Origin of the sequence: Collimonas sp. OK307 (assembly GCF_900113705.1) — a bacterium.
In the GTDB taxonomy this organism is placed as follows: domain Bacteria; phylum Pseudomonadota; class Gammaproteobacteria; order Burkholderiales; family Burkholderiaceae_D; genus Collimonas.
The window spans coordinates 612,429-635,816 of sequence record NZ_FOQI01000001.1 but is presented as its reverse complement, the minus strand read 5'-3'; the positions used below and the strand labels follow the sequence as shown (position 1 = coordinate 635,816).

Here is a 23,388-nt window from a genome sequence, read left to right as displayed (position 1 = left end):
CGTTCAAATGGCGCATCTGCCTCAACTGGCCCATTTTTTTAGTTCTTGCCATGCAATTAATTTTTCTGAGTACGCCAGGGTGTAAGCGGGACTGCTGGACGGCAATGTGATGATGCGGTAGCGTTCGGCGTGACCTGTCAAGGCTTTCAAGCCGAGCCGCGTGGCAGTGCCGCCGTTAAAGGCAATCGTGGTCAGGCGGGGCAGCTTAGCCAACAGACCGATCAGGTCATTCTCCACCTGGTCGCGAATCTTGCTGTCCAGGCTGCCGGTTCGGTGTGCATCGGCCACCACATCCCATAAGCCGATGTGTCTGGCCAACAGAGCCTGCAACCGGTCTGGATAGGGCAAGGCCGGAAGGTCGGCGCCGGTCACTTCCGACAGCAATTTCCAAAAGCGATTTTGCGGATGCGCGTAATACTGGCTGTGGGCCAGGGATACATTACCTGGCAAACTGCCCAGTATCAGGATACGGACCTGTTCATCCACTACCGGTGGAAAGCTGCGCTTGCGAGTCATTGCTGCGGGTTCAACCTGTCAGGAGTGGAATTGGCGCAAACCATCCAGGTCAAGGATGGTGATGCTGCCGTAATCCACCTTCAACAATCCCGCCTTTTCCAGTACCTGCAAAGCCTGGTTGGCGCGCTGGCGCGAGGCGCCGGAAAGATTGCCGACTTCTTCCTGCGAAATTTGCAGCTCGCGGCCAATGCCTGGATTCAGGTAAGGGTTGAACAACGCTGCCAGGCAACGTGCAACGCGTGCGTCCGGTTCCAGCATGCGGTCGTATTCCACCAGCGAAATAAACAGCGCCAGCCGTTCATTGAGTTGAGTGACCAGGAATCGATTGAATTGGATGCTGTTGTCGAGCAGCCATAGATAAGTCGCTTTCGGCATGTACAGCAGTTCGCTGTCACGCAGCGCTACCACGTCGTACTTACGCGGTTCGCTCTTGAGCAACGAGCCTTCGCCCAGCCAGCCGCCGTTGGCCATGCCGGCAAAGGACACGGTTTTCCCTTCGGGCGAAACGCTGCTCATTTTCAGCAGTCCTTCATGCACGCCAATCCAGTGCGTGACCGGATCGCCTTTATGGCAAACAAAGGCACCGCTCGAAATCTTGCGGCTGAACATCTCCGCTTCAACGCGCGTCAGTTGTTCGCCGGTGAGCGAGCGCGCCCACATGGTCTTGGCCAGCATGTCTTTAATCGAGGTCTCTGTGATCATTATGATGCGTTGCAATATCGAAAATTCGGCAATTGTCTGCGAGATGACAACCCCATCTCCCGACTCACACTACTATCATCGCATAAAGCAGCGAATAACCGGCACTATAGTAAGTGCGACGTAAGGATGCCGGCCCAGACTGACTAGACACTGACAAGCGCGCATGGCACCGGTATCGATGCCATGGAGGCAAATAAAAAAGGTGGGGGCGATGGTGGAGACAACACAACGTCCAGGAGCAGAGACATTTCCAGGTTTGCTCCTGAAGCATGCCAAGGAACGCCCGCAGCAGCCGGCGTTCCGGGAAAAAGATCTCGGCATCTGGCAGGCGACGAGCTGGGCCCAGGTTGCAGGGGAAGTCCGGGCCTTTGCCTGCGGTTTGGCGGCACTTGGCTTCCGGCGCGGCATGAGCCTGGCGATAGTCGGCAATAACTGCCCGCGGCTGTATTGGGCGATGTCAGCTGCCCAGTGCCTGGGCGGCATGCCGGTGCCGTTATATCAGGATGCGCCTGCGGCCGACATGGCTTATGTCATGGACGATGCTGAAATCGATTTCGTGGTGGTTGAAGACCAGGAGCAGGTCGACAAGGTGTTTGAAATCAAACAGACGCTGTCGCCGCGCCGGATCAGCCGCATCATCGTCGACGACGAGCGCGGCATGCGCAATTATCATCAGCCGGAACTGACATCGTTTGCCAAGGTGACAGAGATGGGCCGGGCTTATGACCAGATGCATCCCGATTTCTTCATGAGCCAGGTCAGCGCCGGGCGGGCCGACGACATCGCCATCATCCTGTATACCTCTGGCACCACAGGCAAACCGAAAGGTGTGTGCCATACGCATGCGGCGATGATCACCACGGCACAGACCCTGGTTGAGTTCGATCAGTTGAACCAGCAAGACGATGTGTTGTGTTACCTGCCGCTGGCCTGGGTCGGCGATTTCCTGTACTCGTTTGCCCAGGCGCATGTCGCCGGGTTCTGCCTGAATTGCCCGGAATCGCCGAATACCGTGATGATGGATCTGCGCGAGATCGGGCCGACGTATTATTTCGCGCCGCCGCGTATCTATGAAAATATCCTGACGCAAGTGATGATCAGGATCGAAGACGCCGGCTGGATAAAACGCAAGATGTTCCACGCCTTCATGGGTATCGCGCGGCGGGTCGGGATTCGCATATTGGATAAAAAATCAGATGTGTCGCTCACCGATCGTTTGTTGTACGCGGTCGGCGATCTGCTGATCTACGGGCCGTTGAAGAATGTGCTCGGCATGTCGCGGATCCGGGTTGCCTATACCGGCGGCGAGGCTATCGGCCCCGATCTTTTCGATTTCTACCGTTCTCTGGGCATCAACCTGAAGCAGTTGTACGGCATGACTGAAACCTGCGTTACCGTCTGCATGCAGCCATCCGGCGACGTCAAGCTGGATACGGTGGGGCGGCCGATGAGAGGGGTCGAGGTGCATATCGATAGCAAGGGCGAAGTGCTGGTGCGTTCGCCGGGTTTGATGAAAGCGTACTTCAAACGGCCGGAGGCTACCGCCGAAGCGATCGACGCTGAAGGTTATTTTCATACTGGCGATGCCGGATTTTTCGACGGCGACGGCCATTTGAAGATCATCGATCGCGCCAAGGATGTCGGCAAGATGGCCGGCGGCACCTTGTTTGCGCCCAAGTACATAGAAAACAAATTGAAGTTCTTCCCCTTCATTAAAGAAGCGGTGGTGTTCGGTAATCAACGCGAGCAATGCACGGTGTTTATCAATATCGACATGGATGCGGTAGGCAACTGGGCTGAGCGTCGGAACCTGGCTTACAGCAGTTATGCCGACCTTGCCGCGCAGCAGGCGGTGTATGCGCTGATCGGCGACTGCGTCGAAAAGGTGAATGCCGACCTGGTCCAGGATCCTTTGCTGGCGGCGTCGCAGATTCACCGCTTTTTGATCCTGCACAAAGAATTGGATGCCGATGACGACGAGTTGACGCGGACTCGCAAGGTGCGGCGCGATTTCATCGCCACCAAGTACGCAGTGCTGATCGATGCGTTGTATGGCGGCAGGCAATCGCAATACATAGAAACCCAGGTCAAGTTCGAAGACGGCCGGCAAGGCATGATCGCTGCCGATTTACAGATCGTTGACGCCAAGATTTTCGCCACCATTGATAAAGCGGCCTGACCTTATGAGTGCGATCCTGAAAAGAGATGTCACGGAAGAAGTCTTCCCGGTGGAAACGGCAATGCCCGGTGCAGCACTATACGATCCTGATCCGCAAGCGACCGGCAAGGGCCGCAACATCGGCGAAGTGGTGCTGGACCTGCAGAATATTTCGTTGTCGTTCGGCGGCGTCAAGGCGCTCACCGATATTTCGTTCAATGTGAAAGAACATGAGATCCGCGCCATCATCGGCCCTAACGGCGCCGGGAAAAGTTCGATGATCAACGTCATCAACGGCGTCTACCATCCGCAAAAAGGCAGCATCGTGTTTCACGGCGTGCCACGGCACAGCATGAATCCAAGCACGGTGGCGCGGCAGGGGATTGCGCGTACTTTCCAGAATATCGCCCTGTTCAAGGGGATGACGGTGCTTGACAACATCATGACTGGCCGTAATACCAAGATGCATTCGAGTTTCCTGGCTAACGCCATCTGGTGGGGCCGGGCGCGCAATGAAGAGGTGCAGCATCGGCGCAAGGTCGAGGAAGTCATCGATTTCCTGGAAATCCAGCACATCCGTAAAACGCCGGTCGGACGCTTGCCCTATGGCCTGCAAAAACGGGTGGAGCTGGCGCGCGCGCTGGCGGCGGAACCAAGCATGTTGCTGCTGGATGAGCCTATGGCCGGCATGAATGTCGAAGAAAAACAGGATATGTGCCGCTTCATACTGGATGTCAACGATCAGTTCGGCACCACCATCGTCCTGATCGAACACGACATGGGCGTGGTGATGGATATTTCGGACCGTGTCGTGGTGCTCGATTACGGCAAGAAGATCGGCGACGGCACACCTGACGAAGTCATGAACAATCCCGAAGTCATCAAAGCCTACCTCGGTAGCTCTCACTAGCTCTCACTTACGGAGACGGCAATGCAATTTTTCTTTGAGGTGACGCTAAGCGGTTTGCTTTCGGGCCTGATGTACTCGCTGGTGGCGCTTGGTTTCGTGCTGATCTACAAGGCTTCCGGCGTGTTCAATTTTGCCCAGGGCGCCATGGTCTATTTCGCGGCGCTGGCCGTGGTTGGCCTGATGGACAAGGGTTTGCCCATGTGGGCGGCGATTATCGGCGCTTTCCTGGTGATGCTGCTGGTGGCCGTGGCGACTGAACGGCTGGTGTTGCGCAAACTGGTCAACCAGCCGCCGATCACGCTATTCATGGCCACCATCGGGCTAGCTTTTTTCCTGGAGGGATTGGGCCCGATGCTGTTCGGCAGCGAAGTACGGGCGATCAACCTGGGTATCGTGGATGAACCGATTGCTTCCATCATGGATGGTTTCGGCATCGGGATTTCCAAATTCGATCTGTTCGCTTCCGGCATGGTGATCGGACTGGTACTGCTGCTGGCGCTGTTTTTCCAGAAGACCAAGGTCGGCCGAGCCTTGCGCGCCGTAGCCGACGATCATCAGGCGGCGCTCTCGCTGGGAATTCCATTGCGCCATATCTGGGTCATCGTCTGGGGCGTGGCTGGTTTCGTGGCGCTGGTTGCCGGTTTGCTGTGGGGCTCGCGCAACGGCGTGCAGTTCGCACTGACGATGACCGCGTTGAAAGCCTTGCCGGTGCTGATACTCGGCGGTTTTACTTCGATTCCGGGGGCGATAGCGGGCGGTCTGATTATCGGCGTATCCGAGAAGCTGGCCGAGATCTATATCCCGCCGGTCATGCAAGACATGTTTGGCGGCAATTTCGGCGGCATAGAAGGATGGTTTCCCTATGTGTTCGCGTTGCTGTTCCTGCTGGTGAGGCCGGAAGGTTTGTTCGGCGAGCGGCACATCGATCGTGTTTAACGCTTTGATCACCTACAGAACCTTGAGAATTCGAACGGAGACATGCCATGCTTTATCGTGAGGCCGGACAGTTTAAAACCTCTTACATCGCGGATAGCCAGATATTCCCGATTCGGCAGGACCGCATCGGCATGCTTATCTTGCTGGCCGTTGCATTTGTCGGCATTCCCATGATCGGCAGCGAATACTGGTTTTCCGCCATCCTGATCCCATTCCTGGTGTTTGCGCTGGCGGCGCTGGGCTTGAATATATTGACCGGTTATGCAGGCCAGCTATCGCTGGGCTCTGCCGCGTTCATGGCGGTGGGCGCCTACGCTGCCTATAATTTCCAGTTGCGGATTGAGGGCATTCCGATCCTGTTGTCCTTCATCCTCGCGGGTTGCTGCGCGGCTGCGGTCGGGGTCTTGTTCGGCTTGCCGTCGTTGCGTATCAAGGGCTTTTACCTGGCGGTGGCGACACTGGCAGCACAATTTTTCGTGATTTGGGTGCTGACCAAGTTTCCATGGTTTTCCAATGACAGCTCTTCCGGCGTGATCAGCGCGCAAAAGATCGACCTGTTCGGCATCGCCATCAACACACCAGTCAAGAAATACCTGTTCGTACTGGCGATTGTCTGCGTGATGGCGCTGCTGGCGAAAAACCTGGTGCGCTCATCCACCGGCCGGGCCTGGATGGCGGTGCGCGATATGGACGTTGCCGCCGAAGTCATCGGCATTCGTCTGATGCCGACCAAGCTGCTGGCGTTTGCCGTCAGTTCCTTTTTCTGCGGTGTTGCCGGCGCCTTGTATGCCTTCTGCTACCTGGGTTCGGTGGAGCCGGACGGCTTTTCCCTGGATTTGTCGTTCCGCATCCTGTTCATGATTATCGTCGGCGGCGTCGGCAGTATCCTGGGGGCGTTCCTCGGTTCTGCCTTTATCTTGTTGCTGCCGATTTTCCTGGATAACGTCTTGCCACCGCTGGCCACCTGGCTACACCTGCCATTTACCAATGCTACCGTGTCGCACATCCAGATGATGCTGTTTGGCGCCTTGATCATTTTTTTCCTGATTGTAGAACCGCACGGGCTGGCGCGCCTGTGGCAGATCACCAAAGAGAAACTGCGCTTATGGCCGTTCCCGCATTGATTGGTACAGAAGGTATTAAGCAGTCCCGAGTTCAGATAACCAGCACCAGGAGACCAGATAATGAAAACTATTAAACAAATCATGCTCGCTGTCGCCGCTGCAGCTTGCCTGCTGGCGCCGGCCCTGCCGGCGATGGCCCAGGCAACCGATCAATTCATTGCGATTCCCAGCTATCGGGTCGGTCCATACGGCACCAACGGCCAATCCTATTACGGCGGTTATATCGACTACCTGAGCTACGTTAACCTGAAAGAAGGCGGCGTCAACGGCGTCAAGTTGTCGTGGGAAGAATGCGAAACGGAATACAACAACGCCAAAGGCGTTGAATGCTACGAACGCCTGAAAGGCAAAAATCCGATCACCAAAGGTACCGCGATCAATGCCATGGCGACCGGCATCGCGTATGCCCTGATCGACAAGACGGCGGAAGACAAGGTGCCGCTGCTGATGGTGGGTTACGGCCGGACCGATGCGGTCGACGGTTCTGTGTTCCCGTACGCGTTTCCGCTAGTGACCACCTACCAGATGCAGATTTCGGCGATCGTGAAATACCTGGCAAGTAAAAACAACGGCTCGCTGGCAGGCAAGAAAATCGTGTTCCTATACCACGACTCGGCCTACGGCAAGGAACCGATAGTCGCGCTGGAAGCCGAAGCGACGTTGGGCAAGTTCAAGGTGGTGCAGATCCCGGTTGCCCATCCCGGCAACGAGCAGGGCGCACAATGGCTGAAGATTCGCCAGGAAAATCCGGATTACGTCATTTTCTGGGGCTGGGGCGTGATGAACCAGACTGCCTTGAAAGCAGCACAGAAAGTTGGTTTTGCACGCGACAAGATCATCGGCTCATGGTGGGCCGGATCTGAGGAAGACACCGTTCCGGCCGGCGATGCCGCCAAGGGTTATCTGAGCGCTACCTGGAATGTTTCCGGAAAAAACGTCCCGCTGATCGCCGATATCGAGAAAGTGGTATACGGCGCCGGCAAGGGAAATATGCAGGACAAGGCGAAGATCGGTTCGATACTTTATAACCGTGGCGTGTCGGCTGCATTGGCTACCGTGGAAGCGATACGGACCGCCCAAACCAAGTACGGCAAAGGCAAGGTCATGAGCGGAGAAGATGTGCGCTGGGGGCTGGAGAATCTGAATATCACTAACGCGCGCCTGCAGCAACTCGGCGCTACCGGCCTGCTGCCTGAAATCAAGACCTCCTGCGATAACCACGAAGGTTCGGGCAAGATCAAGGTCCAGCAATGGGATGGCAGCAAGTGGGTGCTGGTATCAGACTGGATCGAAGGCAACAAGAACCTGATCCACCCGCTGTTCAAGGCTTCCGCTGCGAAGTATGCAAAAGAAAAAGGCATCACGCCCGCCTGCCTGAAGTAAATAGCGTCGGCGTCGGCGCTTAATCCGGGCGTCGACGTCTTTAATGCATAGCCGAGGGAAGCATGGGAACAGCACTCAGCATCAACAATATCGAAGTGATCTACGACCACGTCATCCTGGTGCTGAAAGGGGTGTCGCTGGCCGTGCCGCAGGGGAAGATCGTCGCTTTACTTGGCGCCAACGGCGCCGGCAAAAGCACGACATTGAAAGCGATCTCCAATCTGCTGTCGGCGGAACGTGGCGATGTCACCAAGGGCAGCATCGAATACAACGGCGAACGGGTCGACCGCCTGACCCCGAACGACCTGGTCAAGCGCGGCGTGATCCAGGTGATGGAAGGACGCCATTGTTTCGGCCATCTGACGGTGGAAGAGAATCTCCTGACCGGTGCTTACACCCGCAACATCAGTCATACCCAGGTCAAACAGGAGCTGGAAAAGATCTACGATTACTTTCCTCGCTTGAAAGTGCGGCGCAAATCGCAATCCGGCTATACATCCGGCGGCGAGCAGCAGATGACGGCAATCGGGCGGGCGATGATGGCCAAGCCGTCGATGATCTTGCTGGATGAACCGTCGATGGGGTTGGCGCCCCAGGTGGTCGAGGAAATCTTTGAAATCGTCAAGGACCTGAACCGCAGGGAAAACGTGTCGTTCCTGCTGGCCGAGCAAAACACCATGGTGGCGCTGCGTTATGCCGATTTCGGCTACATCCTGGAAAACGGCCGGGTGGTAATGGAAGGCGCTGCCAGCGAGCTGGCCAGCAACGAAGACGTGAAAGAGTTCTATCTGGGCGTATCGGCTGCAGGGCGCAAGAATTTCCGCGACATGAAATTTTATAGGCGCCGCAAGCGCTGGCTGGCCTGACAGTCTCATTTTTTGATTTTTAACTACATCGCTTTCTGCCCACGCACACAGGCCAGCCATGTCTGACATTCTTGATCCTTTTGAAACACGCCAGCCGCAACAACGCGAGGCGGACCTGATGGCGAACTTGCCGCAACTGGTTGCGCGGGCCCAAGGCGCAACCGGATGGGCGCGTATTCTGCGCGGCGTATCCGCCGCCGATGTCCGGGATCGTGCCGCGCTGGCGCAATTGCCGGTCACGCGCAAATCGGACTTGCACGATTTGCAGGCGCAAGAGCCGCCGTTCGGCGGCCTGACGACAACCCCGCATCGGCAGCTACGGCGGCTCTATGTCTCGCCCGGGCCGATTTTCGATCCGGAAGGATATAGCCAGGATTGGTGGCGCTTTGCGCGGCCGATGCGCGCCTTGGGATTGCGCGCCGGCCATCTGATACAAAATTGTTTCGCCTACCATTTCACGCCGGCTGCCTTCATGGTTGAAGGGGCAGCCGGCAAGCTGGGCTGTGCCGTGATCCCGGCCGGCATAGGACAGACCGAATTGCAGGTACAGGCGATGGCGGCATTGCGTCCCGATGCTTATGTCGGCACACCGTCTTTCCTCAAGATCATTATCGAAAAAGCGCGCGAGATAGGCGCCGATATCGGCAGCCTGCAGCGCGCTCTGCTCAGTGCCGAAGCCTTGCCGCCGTCGCTGCGCCAATGGTTCCACGATAACGGCGTGCCGCACGTGCTGCAATTGTATGCCTCGGCCGACATCGGCAATATCGCTTACGAGTCGCTCAGCAACGGCCAGCTCAATCCGGGTATGATCCTGGATGAAGAGCTGATCCTGGAAATCGTACGGCCCGGCACCGGAGATCCGGTTGCCGCTGGTGAAGTCGGCGAGGTGGTGCTGACTTCTTTTAATCCGGATTATCCTCTGATACGTTTCGCCACCGGTGATTTGTCGGCGGTGCTGGAAGGTGTATCGCCATGCGGCCGCACCAATACCCGCATCAAGGGCTGGATGGGGCGCGCTGACCAGGTAACCAAGGTGCGCGGCATGTTCGTCCATCCGTCGCAACTGGCCGAGGTGCTGAAGCGTCATCCGCAGATCCTCAAGGCGCGCCTGGTAGTGAGTGGCGCGATGGCGAATGATGTGATGACGCTGCATTGCGAGTTGCCTGCCGCGGCTGCCGCTACAACCAGGCTTGCAGCAGAGCAGATTGCCGACAGCCTGCGCGAATTGACTAAACTACGCGGCGAGATTCTGTTTGTCGCGCCGGGCAGCCTGCCGAATGACGGTAAAGTCATCGAGGATGCCCGCAAATACGAATAAAGGAAGCCGGGCATGTCAAAGCAAGTGATTGTAATTACCGGCGCTAGCCGCGGGATTGGCGCCGCCACCGCCCATTGGGCCGCAGCACGCGGTTACTCCGTGTGCGTCAACTATGTGCATAACCGCAGCGCCGCCGAGTCGGTGGTGGCGGCGATTCGCGCGGCCGGCGGCGAAGCGTTGGCGGTAGCCGGCGATGTTGCCGTCGAGGCTGACGTGCTGAACCTGTTTCAAACGGTAGACGCTCAGCTTGGCACGGTGACCGCTCTGGTCAATAACGCTGGAATCCTGGAACGGCAGATGCGCGTCGAGGAAATGGACGTGGCCCGTTTGCAGCGGGTGTTCACCACTAATATCGTCGGCAGTTTCTTGTGCGCCCGCGAAGCGGTGCGACGCATGTCTACCCATTTTGGCGGCAACGGCGGCGCCATCGTCAACCTGTCGTCGATGGCGGCAAAACTCGGCGGTCCGGGGGAGTACGTCGATTATGCGGCGTCCAAGGGAGCGATCGACGCCATGACGATCGGCCTGGCGAAAGAGGTTGCCGATCAGGGTATCCGCGTCAATGCAGTCAGGCCCGGTGTCATCTATACCGATATCCATGCCAGCGGCGGCGAGCCTGGCCGGGTCGATCGTGTCAAGGACTCGGTGCCGATGCGGCGCGGCGGCAGCGCCGAGGAAGTGTCGCGCGCGATCATGTGGCTGGTATCGGACGAGGCATCCTATTGCACCGGTACATTTATCGATGTCGCCGGCGGCCGTTAGGCCTGGATCGGCGTGATTGGAATGCGGTCGGAGGCACGCCTGCTGGTGGTTTGTTGCGCGATGCTTTTGCGGATTGCCGTTAGCCGTTTGTCGTCGCGATAGAGCAGGTTGTAACTTTCAAATGGAATCATTTTTCCATCGGCTTGGGCAAAATGTATGCAGGATTTTTTCAAGGCGCGAACATCCAAGGAATATGCATCCATAAATTGCACAATCAAGACCCGAAACACATTGTCGTAACGCAGTGTCTGCGGTGCAGAAATCAAAGGCAGGCAGCACATTAATTCAGAAAGACAGTTGGCTTGCGATTCTGGGGAATGGTTGGTCGAAAACAGCTTGAATATCTGGTCTTTCATATTCTTCTTGAGCGCTTCGTCGCGCTCGAAAACTATCGTGTTGCCACTGCCTTCGACTAAAGATTGCGGATCAAGATAGCGTGTTAGCGGGACAGTTTTTTCGTCGGTTTTGAGAGCGTAGGCCATTGCCAGCGTATCGGGATTGCAGGGCACCGGGACGATGTCCTGCAATGTGAATACGCTGGTTTGTTCTGCGATCTTGCGACGTATTTCTGAAACAGTCAGGCGATGCAGGCGAGGATCGTAATTTTCAACGCGGCCAGCATCTTGAATCGGCTGCAAGGTAACGCCGCGGACACACGGTTGCGTCAAAGCGAAATCGATAATGGCGCCAATCTCATCGTCATTCAAACCTTTTTTCAGCGTCACTACCAAAGTGGTGGATAGGCCGGCCGCATTCAGGTTTTTTAATGCTTGTAATCGGATACGGCTTAAATCAGCGCCGCGCAATACCTTATGTACTTCTGCGCGCATGGAATCGAATTGCAAATACACTTCTATTCCTGGCGCATAGCTTGCGAGACGTTGCACAAACTCAGGATCTTGCGCCAACACGATGCCGTTGGTGTTAACCATCACATGTTTGATCGGCCGCGCCTTGGCTGCATCCAGAATTTCCCAGAATTGCGGATGTAAAGTGGGTTCGCCGCCGGACAATTGCATGACATCCGCCTCGCCTTCATTGGCCACAACGGCGTCAAGCATCTTGATGACGTCAGCCAAGGGCTTATGCTGTTCCCGATGAGTGCCGCTTTCGGCATAACAAACCGGGCAATTCAAATTGCAGTTGTCGGTAATTTCAACGATGGACAAGCAAGAATGCTGCATATGGTCCGGGCACAGGCCGCAATCATAAGGACAGCCGTATTCCATTTTAGTGTTAAACGTTTGCGGCATTTCCGGATGTTTGACGAACACCTCGCGACACAAACGGTAATACTCGACATCATCGCTAACCAGCACGCGTTCGCTGCCGTGCGCAGTACACCACTTGTCCATGTAGACATGGCCATCCTTAAAGATGATCTTGGCTTCAACCGGATGCAGGCAGGTTGAACATACCGAAGTGGTGGTGTCGTAAAAAAGGTAAGGCCGGATTTTGCGCGTCATCGTTGGCTCGGGTAAGGCGGTGCGGGATATTGTTGTTTCGATTCGAGGGCAGCCTGGCGTAGCATTGCCATTTTTTCTTGCGCCGCCTGTATGTCTGCCGGAGACATGGCTGCTTGCAGTTTCGCGAGGGTGTCGCTGGCTGGTAGCATCAGGAGAAAAGCTAGCGCTTTAATTTTAGCGGCCGTACCAGCTTCTGTTGAGCCCAAAAATTTGTATTTAATCGCAGTGTGGAATGGGTATTTGCAATCCAGGATGCTGCGTGCAAGCCAAAGGTCGGCTTGTGGGATGTCCTGCCTGATGATTCCGCTATTAACCCCGCTATCACGATATATGTCGCTGACGTCAAACGCAGAAAAGCGATTGAAAAACACAGGTGAAGGACTGCAAGAACGTGTGGACGATCGTTTTAATAATTCTATTCCGCGCGAGGGATCTGGAGGTAATTGTTCTGCGCTGAGGGTTCTGCCGTTGTACTGCCGATTGGAGCCATTGAGTAAAAGCCAGCCCAAGGCATATTCCGCAGGGCCATATTGTCTGGCTGCCGCCTGTTCAAGTAAAGAGATGCCTGTGGGGATATCTCTTTCCAGGCTTGGTGAACCATTTATGTATTCCAATCCAAGTTGTGTCATGGCCTCCAGGTCACCGCGGCTGGCGGCTACTTTATATCCTTCAATTTTTGTTTTCTGCATTTCTGCACTGGCCCGCTGTGCATTTTTTTGTTGCACGCTGTTGACGATAGAGGCAGTGATGCAACCCGTACCGCCAATCAAACTCAAACTCACTATCAATAACGCTGCACGCGATCGGTCACTGGAAAAGAGGCGCATTTTTTTTAAGGTTTAAGAATTGTTTGATTACAAACGGGAGATAGCACAGTAAGGCCAATAAACACACGATCTGTATGCCGCTAAGGCCAGCGGCATATTCATAGGGAACCGGTTTGATGCCATCGACCAGTAAACGCCACAATAAATAACCCGATAGATAAAATTTGAAAAGAAGGCCGGGACTTTCGCGCCAGCGTTTTTGAAAAAACAAAATGGCGCCACCCCAAATTAGTACAAAGAGAATGTCGTACAGTTGAGTAGGGTGGCGAGATATGCCGTCGCCAAAGTCGACGCCCCACGGCATATGGGTGGGTACGCCATAAGTGCCGTCGTGCAGTCCTGCCAGAAAACAACCGATGCGCCCGACGGCTGTGCCCAGCATCAATGGCAAGACAAAATTGTCGCCCGTTGAGCGTTGTGATCCGATCAGTTTCTTGGCAATCTCTACGCCACACAGTCCGCCCAGCAAACCACCGACGATAGATTGTCCAGACATCCAGAGGTTGATGTCTAAAGAAGATGATGCCCATAGCTGGGGGAATTCCATCCAGAACACTAGCTTGTTCCCGATCGCTGCGCCGAGTATGCAGCCGATGATGACGGCGTATTGTCCCGGCTCCAGGATGCCAGAGAGGCCTTGACGCGCTCGTTGCCAGCGATATAGCTGGACGCCGGATGCGATGGCCGCCCATTCAAAAAACAAATGGATGAGATGTGCAGTCGTGCTGGAAAAGACGACTGTTTTCATTGTTCGGATTTGTCTTGACAAGACTTCTTTGCAATCCGAAACACGCTGCCATATCTGGCAATGCGATATATAACGAAGCACAGCGCGATACTGATTCCTACTCCTGCGCATCCAAGGAGAAAAATAGACCGGTCACCGCTATTGGCTTTGTAGTGAGCTCCAGAGGCAATTCCTAGCAAACCACATAAGCCAAAGCCGACCATCAGTGCTAAAAGAAACATGATGCTAAGTGCTTTGAACAACGTCTTCATGGGGGCCTTGCTGGCATTGAATTTGGCAACGAAGAATGATTATATAGTCTTTAGTTGTTCAAAAGCAATTTTGTACATCGCTTCATCAGCAAGACATGGCGCGTGCACGATTGCTCTAATCAAATATTGGCCAGCGGTAAACATGTCGGCATTGTCAGTGCGCAGATCGCGTATGACTTGCAAGACTGCCCGGGCTTTTTCGGCAAAACTCCGGTTGCCCGCAAAAATTGATAAAATGCGCAGTGTTGGCGAAAAGCTAATCCAGTGTTGCAAACTACGGCGCTGCAATCTGCCTGGCTCGGCAACCCCTCTGTCGGTGCGCTACGCGGGTTATTTGTCTGCGGCAATTTTGTGTTTGAGTAATTTATGATGGAGCTATCAAGAATGAAGAATCTGATCGTAGTCGCCGCGTTGGTGGCCTTGAGCGGTTGCGCCGTGACGCCTAATTCGGCGAGCGTCTATAACAGCAGCCAGGCTCAGGGTGAGCAGACGGTGCGTATGGCGGTAGTTGATTCGGTGCGTCCGGTGACCATCGACAAGAGTCGTGACGGCAACGGCGCTGGCACCTTGGTCGGTGGTGCGCTTGGTGGCGTTGCCGCCGGTTCGCTCATCGGTAGTGGCAACGGCTCGCTCGCGGCTGGTGTGGTGGGCGCGGTGCTCGGCGGGATTGCCGGTAACCAGGTGCAGAATAACCTGAACCAGCGTCCGGGGCTTGAAATTACCGTGCGTCTGAGTAACGGCGAATTGCGTGCCATAACCCAGGATGCCGACGAGCGCTTCAATGTTGGCGACCGCGTTCGTTTGTTGTCGTCGGGCGGCGTTACCCGGGTAACGCACTAATCGTCAGATCAAGCTCGTTTATAAAATTTATAAATTTCACAAATGCAAAAGGCTGGAAGGCATGATTGTCTTCCAGCCTTTTTCGTTTTCCACGTACTGCGGAGCGGGTTTACTGTCCGTTATGAATCACAACCAGCAACGCGGTAGCCGCATTCTTGCCGACATTCTTGATGTAATGAGGGCGATCCGCCGCATAGCGTGCGGTTTCGCCCACTTTGATCTTGGTGATGTTGCTGCCGCTCTGGACTTCCAACGTACCGGACAAGACCGTCAGGTGTTCGCGCGAAGCCGGTTCGTGCGCCTCTGAATCGAGGCAGCCGCCAGGCTCCACCGACAGTTCATACCATTCGAACTGGCCGGCCAGTTCGATCGGACCGAGGATGCGCAGCACGCAATGGCCGTCTCTAGACCGCAGCGATGGCGTCGCATGGCTGGGCAGGGTTTCTATCGATGCAGGCGCGGCCTGGTTGCCGTCGACCAGCAGCGAGATAGGGACGCCCAAGGCATTGGCCAGGCGCCACACCACGGCAACCGTGGGGTTTGCCTGGTTGCGCTCGATTTGGGATAGCATGGACTTGGAGACGCCGGCGCGTTTCGATAAGGCATCCAGCGACAACCCGTCGGCCTGGCGCAGCTTGACCAAGGTATCGCCCACCTTCGGCGGTGCATCTTCCAAATTTTTAACTGTATTGATGCTCATCTGGTTGACAACCTCGTTTTTGTGCATTATCGTGGAATTTGCGTTCGATATATCGAATTAAGGCAATATATTATATAAGATTGAGGCTGAAAATGACACTAACTACAAGCACAGAAGTAAGCGCGGGCGTTGGCTCTCCCGGGTTTTACACGCATCTGCAGGATGAATTGGCGGGAATCAAGGCCGCCGGGCTGTTGAAGTCCGAGCGCCTTATCCTTGGCCCGCAGGGAGGCAAGATCAATACCGCAAGTGGTGAATTGATCAACTTGTGCGCCAACAACTACCTGGGATTGTCTTCCCATCCAGCCTTGATCAAGGCCGCACACGCCGCCCTGGACAGTCATGGTTTCGGCATGAGTTCAGTGCGTTTCATTTGCGGCACGCAAGACATTCATCGCGAACTGGAACAGCGCTTGTCGGCATTCCTGGGGACCGAGGACTGCATTCTGTATGCGGCTGCGTTCGATGCCAATGGCGGTCTGTTTGAGCCGTTGCTGGGAGAGCAGGACGCCATCATCAGCGATTCGCTCAACCACGCATCGATTATCGACGGCGTCCGCCTGTGCAAGGCCAAGCGCTACCGTTATGCCCACAACGACATGGAAGACCTGGAGCGCTGCCTGAAGCAAGCTAAAGCTGACAACGCCCGCTTTGCCATGGTGTTTACCGACGGCGTGTTTTCGATGGACGGCACGGTGGCGCAGCTCGACGTCATTCGCCAGCTGTGCGACAAGTACGATGCCCTGCTTGGCGTCGATGACTGCCACGCCACCGGTTTCATGGGCGCCCGCGGACGCGGCACACATGAAGCGCGCGGCATTTTCGGCAAGGTCGATGTGATTACCGGCACCCTGGGAAAAGCTCTGGGCGGCGCCAGCGGCGGCTTCACTGCAGGACGGCGCGAGGTGATCGAATTGCTGCGGCAGCGGTCCCGGCCATACCTGTTTTCAAATACCTTGATGCCGGCGATTGTCGGCGCTTCGATCGAGGCGCTTAATCTGCTGGAAGCGTCTACTGAATTGCGTGACCGCCTTGAGCGCAACACCGTTTACTTCCGCAAGGCCATCACTGAAGCCGGTTTCGAGATCAAGCCGGGTACCCATCCGATCGTGCCGTTGATGGTGTATGACGCCGTGGTAGCGCAAAACCTGTCGCGCCGCTTATATGAGCTCGGCGTCTACGCCGTCGGCTTCTTCTACCCGGTAGTGCCGCAAGGGCAGGCGCGGATTCGCGTGCAGATGTCGGCGGTCCACGATGAGGCGACATTGCAGCGCGCAGTGGGCATCTTCCGGCAAGCCGGTGAAGAGCTTGGCCTGCTGAAGAACTGAAGATAAGAACTGAAGAGAAAAACGATGAAAAAAATATTGGTAATCGGCGCCAACGGCCAGATCGGCACCGAACTGACGACCGCACTGGTCAAACTGCACGGCGCAAAGCAAGTTGTGGCAAGCGACATACAAACCCTGGGCCGGCACCAGGAACTGGCATACGAAAAACTGGATGTGACGGATGCCAAGCGCCTGGCCGAGGTAGTGCAGCAGCACGATATCGGTGAAATCTATCACCTGGCCGCGGCCTTGTCGGCCAAAGGCGAAGAACATCCGGAATGGGCCTGGAACCTGAACATGACCGGCCTTTTGAACGTGCTGGAAGTTGCGCGCCAGGCCAAGCTGTCAAAAGTGTTCTGGCCTAGCTCGATTGCGGCATTCGGCCCGTCGACGCCGCGCGACAACGCGCCGCAAATCGGCGCCATGGATCCGAAGACCGTCTACGGCATTTCCAAGCTGGCCGGTGAGCACTGGTGTGCCTGGTATGCAGAGAAATACGGCATGGATATCCGCAGCCTGCGCTATCCGGGGCTGATCAGCTACTCGGCCGAGCCGGGTGGCGGCACCACCGATTACGCCATTCAAGCCCTGTTCGCCGCCGCCGCCGGCCACGACTACACCAGCTTCCTCGATGTGGACAGCACGCTGCCGATGATGTACATGCCGGATGCCGTGCGCGCCACCATCGAACTGATGAGTGCGCCGAAAGAACAGTTGAAAGTGACCGGTTCATACAATCTGGCAGCATGGAGTTTTTCTCCGCGCGAGCTGGTCGATATCATCCGGCAGCGATATCCATCGTTCAAGGTTGCGTACAAACCGGATTTCCGCCAGGCGATTGCGGATGCATGGCCGCGTTCGATTGATGATTCGAAGGCGCGCCAGGATTGGCAGTGGTTGCCGGCATATAGCTTGGCCGATATGGTCGACGACATGTTGCTTCATCTCGTCAAGCGTAAGCCGGTAACGCAAGAGCAGGCGGCCTGAGGTAAGCCGACACTCAAAGTGGTGAAGGTAAAGGCGGTGCGTCGCCATTTTTCTTTACGAAAATGGATTCATCAGGCGCACCCCTGTGCCGAGAAAATCATTGGTGTTACGGGTCACGACCGTGAGTCCATGAATCAATCCAATGGCGGCAATTTGCTTGTCGATCGGATGTTGATTACTGGGTGACATTAACTTTCCCCATACCTGGGCGCAATCTTCGTCAAAAACCAGGATGCGGTCTGCATATTCTGCGGCAACCGTATTCAGCCATCGCTCCAGCGCTCTGGCTTGTGTAGCGTCTCCGCGGTTCTTGATGCTCTCAACACCGCGGCGAATTTCGCCTATTGTCTGCACTGAAAGATAGATCGCATCCGGGTCCATTGAATGCCAAAATTCCTGGATGCCCCGATTTGCTTTGTTCCCTTTACGGGACTCGCTGATAACGTTCGTATCAACCAGATACATGCCTTACTCCAGGGCATTGCGAGAGTTGAAGTCCGCATCTTCTCCGACATTCGGCATACGTGACAATACTTCCGCAAGCGATTGCCGCTTTGGGCGCTGCAGCGCTGCGCGTAAAATTTCCCGATGCTCGGCTTCAGCGCTACGGCCATGGGATGCCGCGAGTTGTTTAAGTGCGAGCGCGACATCTTCCTCTACATTTCTAACTACCAGATTTGTTGCCATTACAACACCTTTGGCGATGATTGCATTGATAGCAGTTTAGCGTGAAAGTGCTATCAATGCAATCATCGCGATGTAAAGCAAAAGGGCTGGGAGACAATCATGTCTCCCAGCCCTTTTTCTTACCCGCGAACGGGCGATAAGCCTATCTTCCCGGCTTATCTGTTTGGTTTATTTACCTGCCATGCCCAACAACATTTCGTTCAAACGTTTGACGAAACCAGCCGGATCGGCCAACGCGCCGCCTTCAGCCAGCAGAGCCTGATCGAACAAGATGTGCGACCAGTCGCCGAACTTGGTATCTTCGTACTTCAGGCGTTGCACCAGCGGGTGATCCGGGTTGATTTCCAGGATCGGCTTGGAATCCGGAGCGTCCTGGCCGGCGGCCTTCAGCATGCGCAGCAGGTTGCCCGACAATTCATTTTCATCGGCCACCAGGCAGGCAGGCGAGTCGGTCAGGCGGAAGGTGACGCGCACTTCCTTGGCCTTGTCGGCCAGCGCGGTCTTCATCTTTTCAACCAGGTCCTTGAACTGGGTTTCGGTTTCTTCGTGCTGCTTCTTCTCGGCTTCATCTTCCAATGTGCCGAGATCGAGGCCGCCCTTGGCTACCGACGCCAGTTCCTTGCCTTCGAAATCCTGCAGGAACGACAGCATCCATTCATCGACGCGATCGGTCAGCAGCAGGACTTCAACGCCTTTCTTGCGGAAAATTTCCAGGTGCGGACTGTTCTTGGCCGCGGCATAGGTTTCACCGGTTGCGTAGTAAATCTTGTCCTGGCCTTCTTTCATGCGGCCGATATAGTCGGCGAAGGATACGCTCTGTACATCGCTGTCGTTGGTGGTCGAGGCGAAGCGCAGCAGCTTGGCGATTCTTTCCTTGTTGCCGGCGTCTTCGCCAATGCCTTCTTTCAAGACCTGGCCGAACTCTTTCCAGAAGGTGGCGTACTTGTCTTTTTGCGCCTGGTCGTCGCTGTTCGCCAGTTCTTCCAGCAAGCTCAATACGCGCTTGGTGGAACCTTCGCGGATCACGCGTACATCGCGCGATTCTTGCAGGATTTCACGCGATACATTCAACGGCAGGTCGCTAGAATCGATCACGCCTTTGACGAAGCGCAGATAGACCGGCATCAGCTGCTCGGCATCGTCCATGATGAAGACGCGCTTGATATACAGCTTGATCCCGCCGCGCTTGTTGCGATCCCACAGGTCGAACGGTGCGCGGCTTGGAACGTACAGCAGTTGCGTGTATTCGCTGCGGCCTTCAACCCGGTTGTGGGTGTAGGTCAGCGGCGCTTCGAAATCGTGCGAGACATGTTTGTAAAACTCTACATACTGTTCTTCGGTGATGTCGGACTTGTTGCGGGCCCACAGCGCGCTGGCCTGGTTGACCGTTTCGTATTCGTCCTTGACGACGGTTTCTTTCTTTTCTTCGTCCCATTCTTCTTTCTGCATCACGATCGGCAGCGAGATATGGTCGGAATATTTGCGGATGATCGATTTCAGTTTCCAGGCCGACAGGTACTCGTCTTCGCCTTCGCGCAGATGCAAGGTGATGTCGGTGCCGCGCGATGGTTTGTCGATCGCTTCGATGCTGAAATCGCCGGCGCCTTCGGATTCCCAGCGTACGCCTTCGGTGGCGTTGGCGCCAGCGCGGCGGGTATCAACGGTAATCTTGTCGGCGATGATGAAAGCGGAATAGAAACCGACGCCGAACTGGCCGATCAGGGCGGCATCTTTTTGCTGGTCGCCGGACAGTTTCGAGAAAAATTCCTTGGTGCCGGATTTGGCGATGGTGCCCAGGTGCGAGATAGCTTCATCGCGGCTCATGCCGATGCCGTTATCCGAAATCGTGATGGTGCGCGCGGCCTTGTCGAAAGTGACCTTGATTTTCAGTTCAGGATCGTTTTCGAACAGAGCGCCGTTGTTGATGGCTTCAAAGCGCAGCTTGTCGGCGGCATCGGATGCATTGGACACCAGCTCGCGCAGGAAAATTTCCTTGTTGGAGTACAGCGAGTGGATCATCAATTGCAGCAGCTGCTTTACTTCTGCCTGAAAACCAAGGGTTTGCTTTTCGGATACGGCCATTGTTTCCTCTGTATAAACGTAAAAAATAATGTCAAAAAATAAAAACGATGAAAGATCGGCAATGCGGCCCGCCTCGCCAGGCACCGCGCTCATCGCGTAAATCAGTATATTGCCCAGAAATGGGGAGTAATCGGGATTTTACAAGAGTGGACCAAGAGCGGATTGCGTGAAGGTTGCCTGTATTGTCTTATTTGCCACACTCCTGCTCCAGGAATCGCCAAATCGCAGGATCCGACATCGCCGCCACATTAATCCGCATCCTCGAAGAAGGCAATTGGCTGGGCGAGAACAGGGCGCCAGGCGCCAGCAGGAAGCCTTCAGCCAAGGCCTTTTCCGCCATCACATTGGTGTCGTGCCCGGTATCGGCCCACACAAAGATGCCGGCCGGGGTACTGATGTCGACCGTCATGCCGATCCTTTCCATTTGCCGGATGGTGCGGTCGCGGACGCTATCAAGCTTGTTGCGCAAACGGTCGAGATGCTTGCGGTAGTGCCCTTCGGAGAGGATTTTATAAACTACCCGTTCGCCGACTTCGGCACTGGTCAGGTTGGTCAGCATCTTGCGGTCGGCAAAATGCTGCGCCAGTTCGAGCGAGGTGGCGATAAAGCCGGAGCGCAGGTTAGGCGAGAGCGTTTTCGAGAAGCCGCCCATGTAGATCACGCGGTTGAGCTGGTCCAGCGACGCAATGCGGGTGGCGGGCTGGATTGCGGAGCCGGGATGCATGTCGCAATAGATATCGTCCTCGACGATCATGAAATCATGCTCTTCCGCCAGCTTGAGGATCTGGAAAGCCTTGGCCGCCGATAGCGAGGTCGAAGTCGGATTGTGCAGCACCGACACCAGCACGTACAACTTGGGTTTGTGCAGCGCCGCCAGTTCTGCCAGCTTGACCATATCGGGCCCGTCGGCCAGGCGCGGCACGCCGACCACTCTGGCGCCCAGAGCCGCAAACGAGGCGAACATCAGGAACCAGGATGGATCGTCGACGAAAATCACGTCGCCAGGCTGGGTAAAGTGGCGCGCCACCAGGTCCAGCGCCTGGGTGACGCCGGTGGTGGTGACGAACTGTTCCGGCGTCGCGGCGATTTCCAGCTCGGCCATTTTTAGCTGCAGTTGCTGGCGCAGCGGTAAGAAGCCTTGTGGAATCCCGTATGACAGCAACTGCGCCGGATTTTGCCGGCTGATGCTGCGCAAGGCGTTGGCGATCAGATCGGCATCCAGCCATTCGCTGGGAAACATGCCTGAACCAGGCATTTTTTTGTTCGGCGCCTGCTGGTGCATATTGCGCACCAGCCAGACTACATCGATCAGTTGCGGCTGCTTGTCGCTGGCGGCGTTACTGCCGCGCTCTGCCAGCAGCGGCGAGCGCTCGCGTACATAAAACCCCGAGCCGCGCCGCGATTCCAGGCAACCCTTGGCAACCAGCCGGTCATAGGCTTCGACTACCGTGAAACGCGAGACGCTGTGGCTATCGGCAAACTGGCGGATCGACGGCATGCGGGCGCCGGTACGCAACAGACGGTCACTGATACGGGTTTCGATGGAGCGCACGATTTGCTCGACCAGGGAGGTGTCGCTATCGCGCGACAACAGTTGCTGGGCAGCCGGAGCCGGAGTCGGCAACTGGCTGCTGTTCAGCTTGCGTGGTGGGGTCGTGTTAGTCACTGTATTGGTAATTTCGCCGGGACAATGTTAGGAATTACTTGCTTAACTGTACTGGTACTGTATTGGTTTTGTGGCTTAGCATAGACCTAAATCCTGAATGCAGCAACTCCCCCAAGCCTTCGAAAGCGACTTAGCCATGCAAACACTATTCGAAAAACAGTCTCATAACTTGTCGGGCGGTAGTGCGCTGTCCGGCGTCACTGACGACGAAATGATCTTGCGGGTAGTGAGCGGCCGCGTATGGGTGACATTTGAAGGGCAGCCGGAAGACCATTGGCTGCACGCCGGCCGCTCGCTGACTTTGCTGCCTGGCCGGCTGGTAGTGGTGGAGTCCGATCCGGGAAGCAGCCGCATCACCTTGAGCGGTCAGTCCCAACGCGGCACGACTAGCTTGTTGCGCGCTTTGCTAACGCGCCTGCGCGGCCCCGACTTCCATCCTGCTACAAGTGTGTCGTGATGTTGGAGACTTTGCTGCAGCTGGCCGTATTTGCCTTTGTGTCGTCGATCACGCCGGGGCCGAACAACATCATGCTGACCTCATCGGGCATCATGTTCGGCTTCAACCGGACCATTCCGCACATACTCGGCGTAACCTTCGGTTTCGGCCTGTTGCTGGTGCTGTGCGCTGCCGGCATCGGTAGCCTGGTGCTGGCGTTGCCATCAATTCACGTCGTCCTGAAAACGCTGGGCTCGGCCTATTTGCTGTATCTGGCCTGGAAATTGCGCGACATGTCGTTCAAGTCGGAGATCGGCGCCAACCGTAAGCCGATGACGTTCCTCGGCGCGGCGGCGTTCCAGGCCGCCAATCCTAAAGCCTGGATCATGGGCATCACCAGCGCTTCGGCATTTTTGCCGCCGCTGCAGCCGATCTGGCTTTCGATCGCCATCTATTGCCTGGTGTTCTGCGTCATCAACCTGCCATGCGTGGGCATTTGGGCCGGCGCCGGCTCGGTATTGCGGCGCTACCTGGCGCAACCCCTGTGGCAACGGGTGTTTTGTACTGTAATGGTAGTGCTGACAATTTATTCTGCGGTATCGATCTGGCTCTGATCCTGGCTGAGGCAACACGGCCAAACAACCCAAAAAAACAACCCAAAAAAACAACCCGAAAAAATAACACGAAAAAATAAC

General features: G+C 55.9%; 24 protein-coding genes. 13 read left to right on the top strand and 11 right to left on the bottom strand.

The window, feature by feature from the left end; all coding sequences use genetic code 11:
- Positions 1 to 21: 21 nt before the first annotated feature.
- Positions 22 to 516 carry a DNA-deoxyinosine glycosylase gene (locus tag BM205_RS02855; protein ID WP_092412286.1) on the bottom strand — a complete coding sequence of 165 codons (495 nt, stop codon included), beginning with the start codon at positions 514 to 516 and terminating at the stop codon, positions 22 to 24.
- Between the two features lie 18 nt (positions 517 to 534).
- Positions 535 to 1,191 carry a Crp/Fnr family transcriptional regulator gene (locus BM205_RS02850; RefSeq protein ID WP_175511147.1) on the bottom strand — a complete coding sequence of 219 codons (657 nt, stop codon included), beginning with the start codon at positions 1,189 to 1,191 and terminating at the stop codon, positions 535 to 537.
- Positions 1,192 to 1,429: 238 nt separating this feature from the next.
- On the opposite strand from BM205_RS02850, the gene BM205_RS02845 reads away from it, so the two are divergent.
- From BM205_RS02845 to BM205_RS02810, 8 genes are all read left to right on the top strand, one after another.
- Positions 1,430 to 3,397, top strand: a complete 1,968-nt coding sequence (locus BM205_RS02845; RefSeq protein WP_092412282.1) for an AMP-dependent synthetase/ligase — start codon at positions 1,430 to 1,432, stop codon at positions 3,395 to 3,397.
- 61 nt (positions 3,398 to 3,458) lie between these two features.
- Positions 3,459 to 4,286, top strand: a complete 828-nt coding sequence (locus BM205_RS02840) for an ABC transporter ATP-binding protein (RefSeq protein WP_254783722.1) — start codon at positions 3,459 to 3,461, stop codon at positions 4,284 to 4,286.
- 21 nt (positions 4,287 to 4,307) lie between these two features.
- A complete protein-coding gene (locus BM205_RS02835; RefSeq protein ID WP_092412278.1) occupies positions 4,308 to 5,222 on the top strand; it encodes a branched-chain amino acid ABC transporter permease in 915 nt (304 codons plus the stop codon).
- 47 nt (positions 5,223 to 5,269) lie between these two features.
- On the top strand, positions 5,270 to 6,346 hold the full coding sequence (locus BM205_RS02830; protein ID WP_092412276.1) for a branched-chain amino acid ABC transporter permease: 1,077 nt from the start codon (positions 5,270 to 5,272) through the stop codon (positions 6,344 to 6,346).
- 60 nt (positions 6,347 to 6,406) lie between these two features.
- The gene (locus BM205_RS02825) at positions 6,407 to 7,729 is read left to right on the top strand and encodes an ABC transporter substrate-binding protein (protein WP_092412274.1); all 1,323 of its coding nucleotides are present in this window, start codon (positions 6,407 to 6,409) and stop codon (positions 7,727 to 7,729) included.
- Between the two features lie 62 nt (positions 7,730 to 7,791).
- Positions 7,792 to 8,595 carry an ABC transporter ATP-binding protein gene (locus BM205_RS02820; protein WP_092412272.1) on the top strand — a complete coding sequence of 268 codons (804 nt, stop codon included), beginning with the start codon at positions 7,792 to 7,794 and terminating at the stop codon, positions 8,593 to 8,595.
- Between the two features lie 58 nt (positions 8,596 to 8,653).
- The gene (locus BM205_RS02815) at positions 8,654 to 9,913 is read left to right on the top strand and encodes a phenylacetate--CoA ligase family protein (protein WP_092412270.1); all 1,260 of its coding nucleotides are present in this window, start codon (positions 8,654 to 8,656) and stop codon (positions 9,911 to 9,913) included.
- A gap of 12 nt (positions 9,914 to 9,925) precedes the next feature.
- On the top strand, positions 9,926 to 10,675 hold the full coding sequence (locus BM205_RS02810) for an SDR family oxidoreductase (protein WP_092412268.1): 750 nt from the start codon (positions 9,926 to 9,928) through the stop codon (positions 10,673 to 10,675).
- On the opposite strand, the gene BM205_RS02805 is transcribed toward BM205_RS02810, so the two are convergent.
- Genes BM205_RS02805 through BM205_RS02790 form a run of 4 tightly spaced genes read right to left on the bottom strand, consistent with a single transcriptional unit; the run spans position 10,672 to position 13,967 of the window.
- Positions 10,672 to 12,141 carry a radical SAM protein gene (locus tag BM205_RS02805; protein WP_092412266.1) on the bottom strand — a complete coding sequence of 490 codons (1,470 nt, stop codon included), beginning with the start codon at positions 12,139 to 12,141 and terminating at the stop codon, positions 10,672 to 10,674. The two genes, BM205_RS02810 and BM205_RS02805, sit on opposite strands and share 4 nt — an antisense overlap.
- Complete coding sequence (locus BM205_RS02800; protein ID WP_175511125.1) at positions 12,138 to 12,917, bottom strand: SEL1-like repeat protein; 780 nt, start codon at positions 12,915 to 12,917, stop codon at positions 12,138 to 12,140. Before BM205_RS02800 ends, BM205_RS02805 begins: the two co-directional genes overlap by 4 nt.
- Positions 12,918 to 12,948: 31 nt before the next feature.
- Positions 12,949 to 13,716 (bottom strand): prolipoprotein diacylglyceryl transferase, encoded by a 768-nt coding sequence (locus tag BM205_RS02795; protein ID WP_092412262.1) that lies wholly within the window; start codon positions 13,714 to 13,716, stop codon positions 12,949 to 12,951.
- Complete coding sequence (locus BM205_RS02790; protein ID WP_092412260.1) at positions 13,713 to 13,967, bottom strand: hypothetical protein; 255 nt, start codon at positions 13,965 to 13,967, stop codon at positions 13,713 to 13,715. Before BM205_RS02790 ends, BM205_RS02795 begins: the two co-directional genes overlap by 4 nt.
- A gap of 384 nt (positions 13,968 to 14,351) precedes the next feature.
- Between BM205_RS02790 and BM205_RS02785 the strand changes: the two genes are divergently transcribed.
- Positions 14,352 to 14,807, top strand: a complete 456-nt coding sequence (locus BM205_RS02785) for an outer membrane lipoprotein (RefSeq protein WP_092412258.1) — start codon at positions 14,352 to 14,354, stop codon at positions 14,805 to 14,807.
- A gap of 109 nt (positions 14,808 to 14,916) precedes the next feature.
- Here BM205_RS02785 and BM205_RS02780 read toward each other — a convergent pair whose 3' ends face one another.
- The gene (locus tag BM205_RS02780) at positions 14,917 to 15,507 is read right to left on the bottom strand and encodes a helix-turn-helix domain-containing protein (protein ID WP_092412681.1); all 591 of its coding nucleotides are present in this window, start codon (positions 15,505 to 15,507) and stop codon (positions 14,917 to 14,919) included.
- 92 nt (positions 15,508 to 15,599) lie between these two features.
- On the opposite strand from BM205_RS02780, the gene kbl reads away from it, so the two are divergent.
- Positions 15,600 to 16,835, top strand: a complete 1,236-nt coding sequence (kbl, locus tag BM205_RS02775) for a glycine C-acetyltransferase (RefSeq protein ID WP_092412256.1) — start codon at positions 15,600 to 15,602, stop codon at positions 16,833 to 16,835.
- A gap of 24 nt (positions 16,836 to 16,859) precedes the next feature.
- Positions 16,860 to 17,822 carry an NAD-dependent epimerase/dehydratase family protein gene (locus tag BM205_RS02770; protein ID WP_092412254.1) on the top strand — a complete coding sequence of 321 codons (963 nt, stop codon included), beginning with the start codon at positions 16,860 to 16,862 and terminating at the stop codon, positions 17,820 to 17,822.
- A 54-nt stretch (positions 17,823 to 17,876) separates the two neighbouring features.
- Here the strand turns inward: BM205_RS02770 and BM205_RS02765 are convergent, their stop codons facing one another.
- The 4 genes from BM205_RS02765 to BM205_RS02750 all read right to left on the bottom strand — a co-directional run bounded on the left by BM205_RS02765 (position 17,877) and on the right by BM205_RS02750 (position 22,257).
- Positions 17,877 to 18,287, bottom strand: coding sequence for a type II toxin-antitoxin system VapC family toxin (locus BM205_RS02765; protein WP_092412252.1), 411 nt, complete (start codon positions 18,285 to 18,287; stop codon positions 17,877 to 17,879).
- Positions 18,288 to 18,290: 3 nt separating this feature from the next.
- Positions 18,291 to 18,509 (bottom strand): FitA-like ribbon-helix-helix domain-containing protein, encoded by a 219-nt coding sequence (locus tag BM205_RS02760; RefSeq protein ID WP_092412250.1) that lies wholly within the window; start codon positions 18,507 to 18,509, stop codon positions 18,291 to 18,293.
- 168 nt (positions 18,510 to 18,677) lie between these two features.
- The gene (htpG, locus tag BM205_RS02755) at positions 18,678 to 20,591 is read right to left on the bottom strand and encodes a molecular chaperone HtpG (protein WP_092412679.1); all 1,914 of its coding nucleotides are present in this window, start codon (positions 20,589 to 20,591) and stop codon (positions 18,678 to 18,680) included.
- Positions 20,592 to 20,778: 187 nt separating this feature from the next.
- Positions 20,779 to 22,257 (bottom strand): aminotransferase-like domain-containing protein, encoded by a 1,479-nt coding sequence (locus BM205_RS02750; RefSeq protein WP_092412248.1) that lies wholly within the window; start codon positions 22,255 to 22,257, stop codon positions 20,779 to 20,781.
- A gap of 136 nt (positions 22,258 to 22,393) precedes the next feature.
- Here BM205_RS02750 and BM205_RS02745 point away from each other — a divergent pair, with 136 nt between their 5' ends.
- Both BM205_RS02745 and BM205_RS02740 read left to right on the top strand, forming a co-directional pair.
- Complete coding sequence (locus BM205_RS02745; RefSeq protein WP_092412677.1) at positions 22,394 to 22,714, top strand: DUF2917 domain-containing protein; 321 nt, start codon at positions 22,394 to 22,396, stop codon at positions 22,712 to 22,714.
- Complete coding sequence (locus BM205_RS02740) at positions 22,714 to 23,307, top strand: LysE family translocator (RefSeq protein ID WP_092412246.1); 594 nt, start codon at positions 22,714 to 22,716, stop codon at positions 23,305 to 23,307. Before BM205_RS02745 ends, BM205_RS02740 begins: the two co-directional genes overlap by 1 nt.
- Positions 23,308 to 23,388 lie beyond the last annotated feature (81 nt).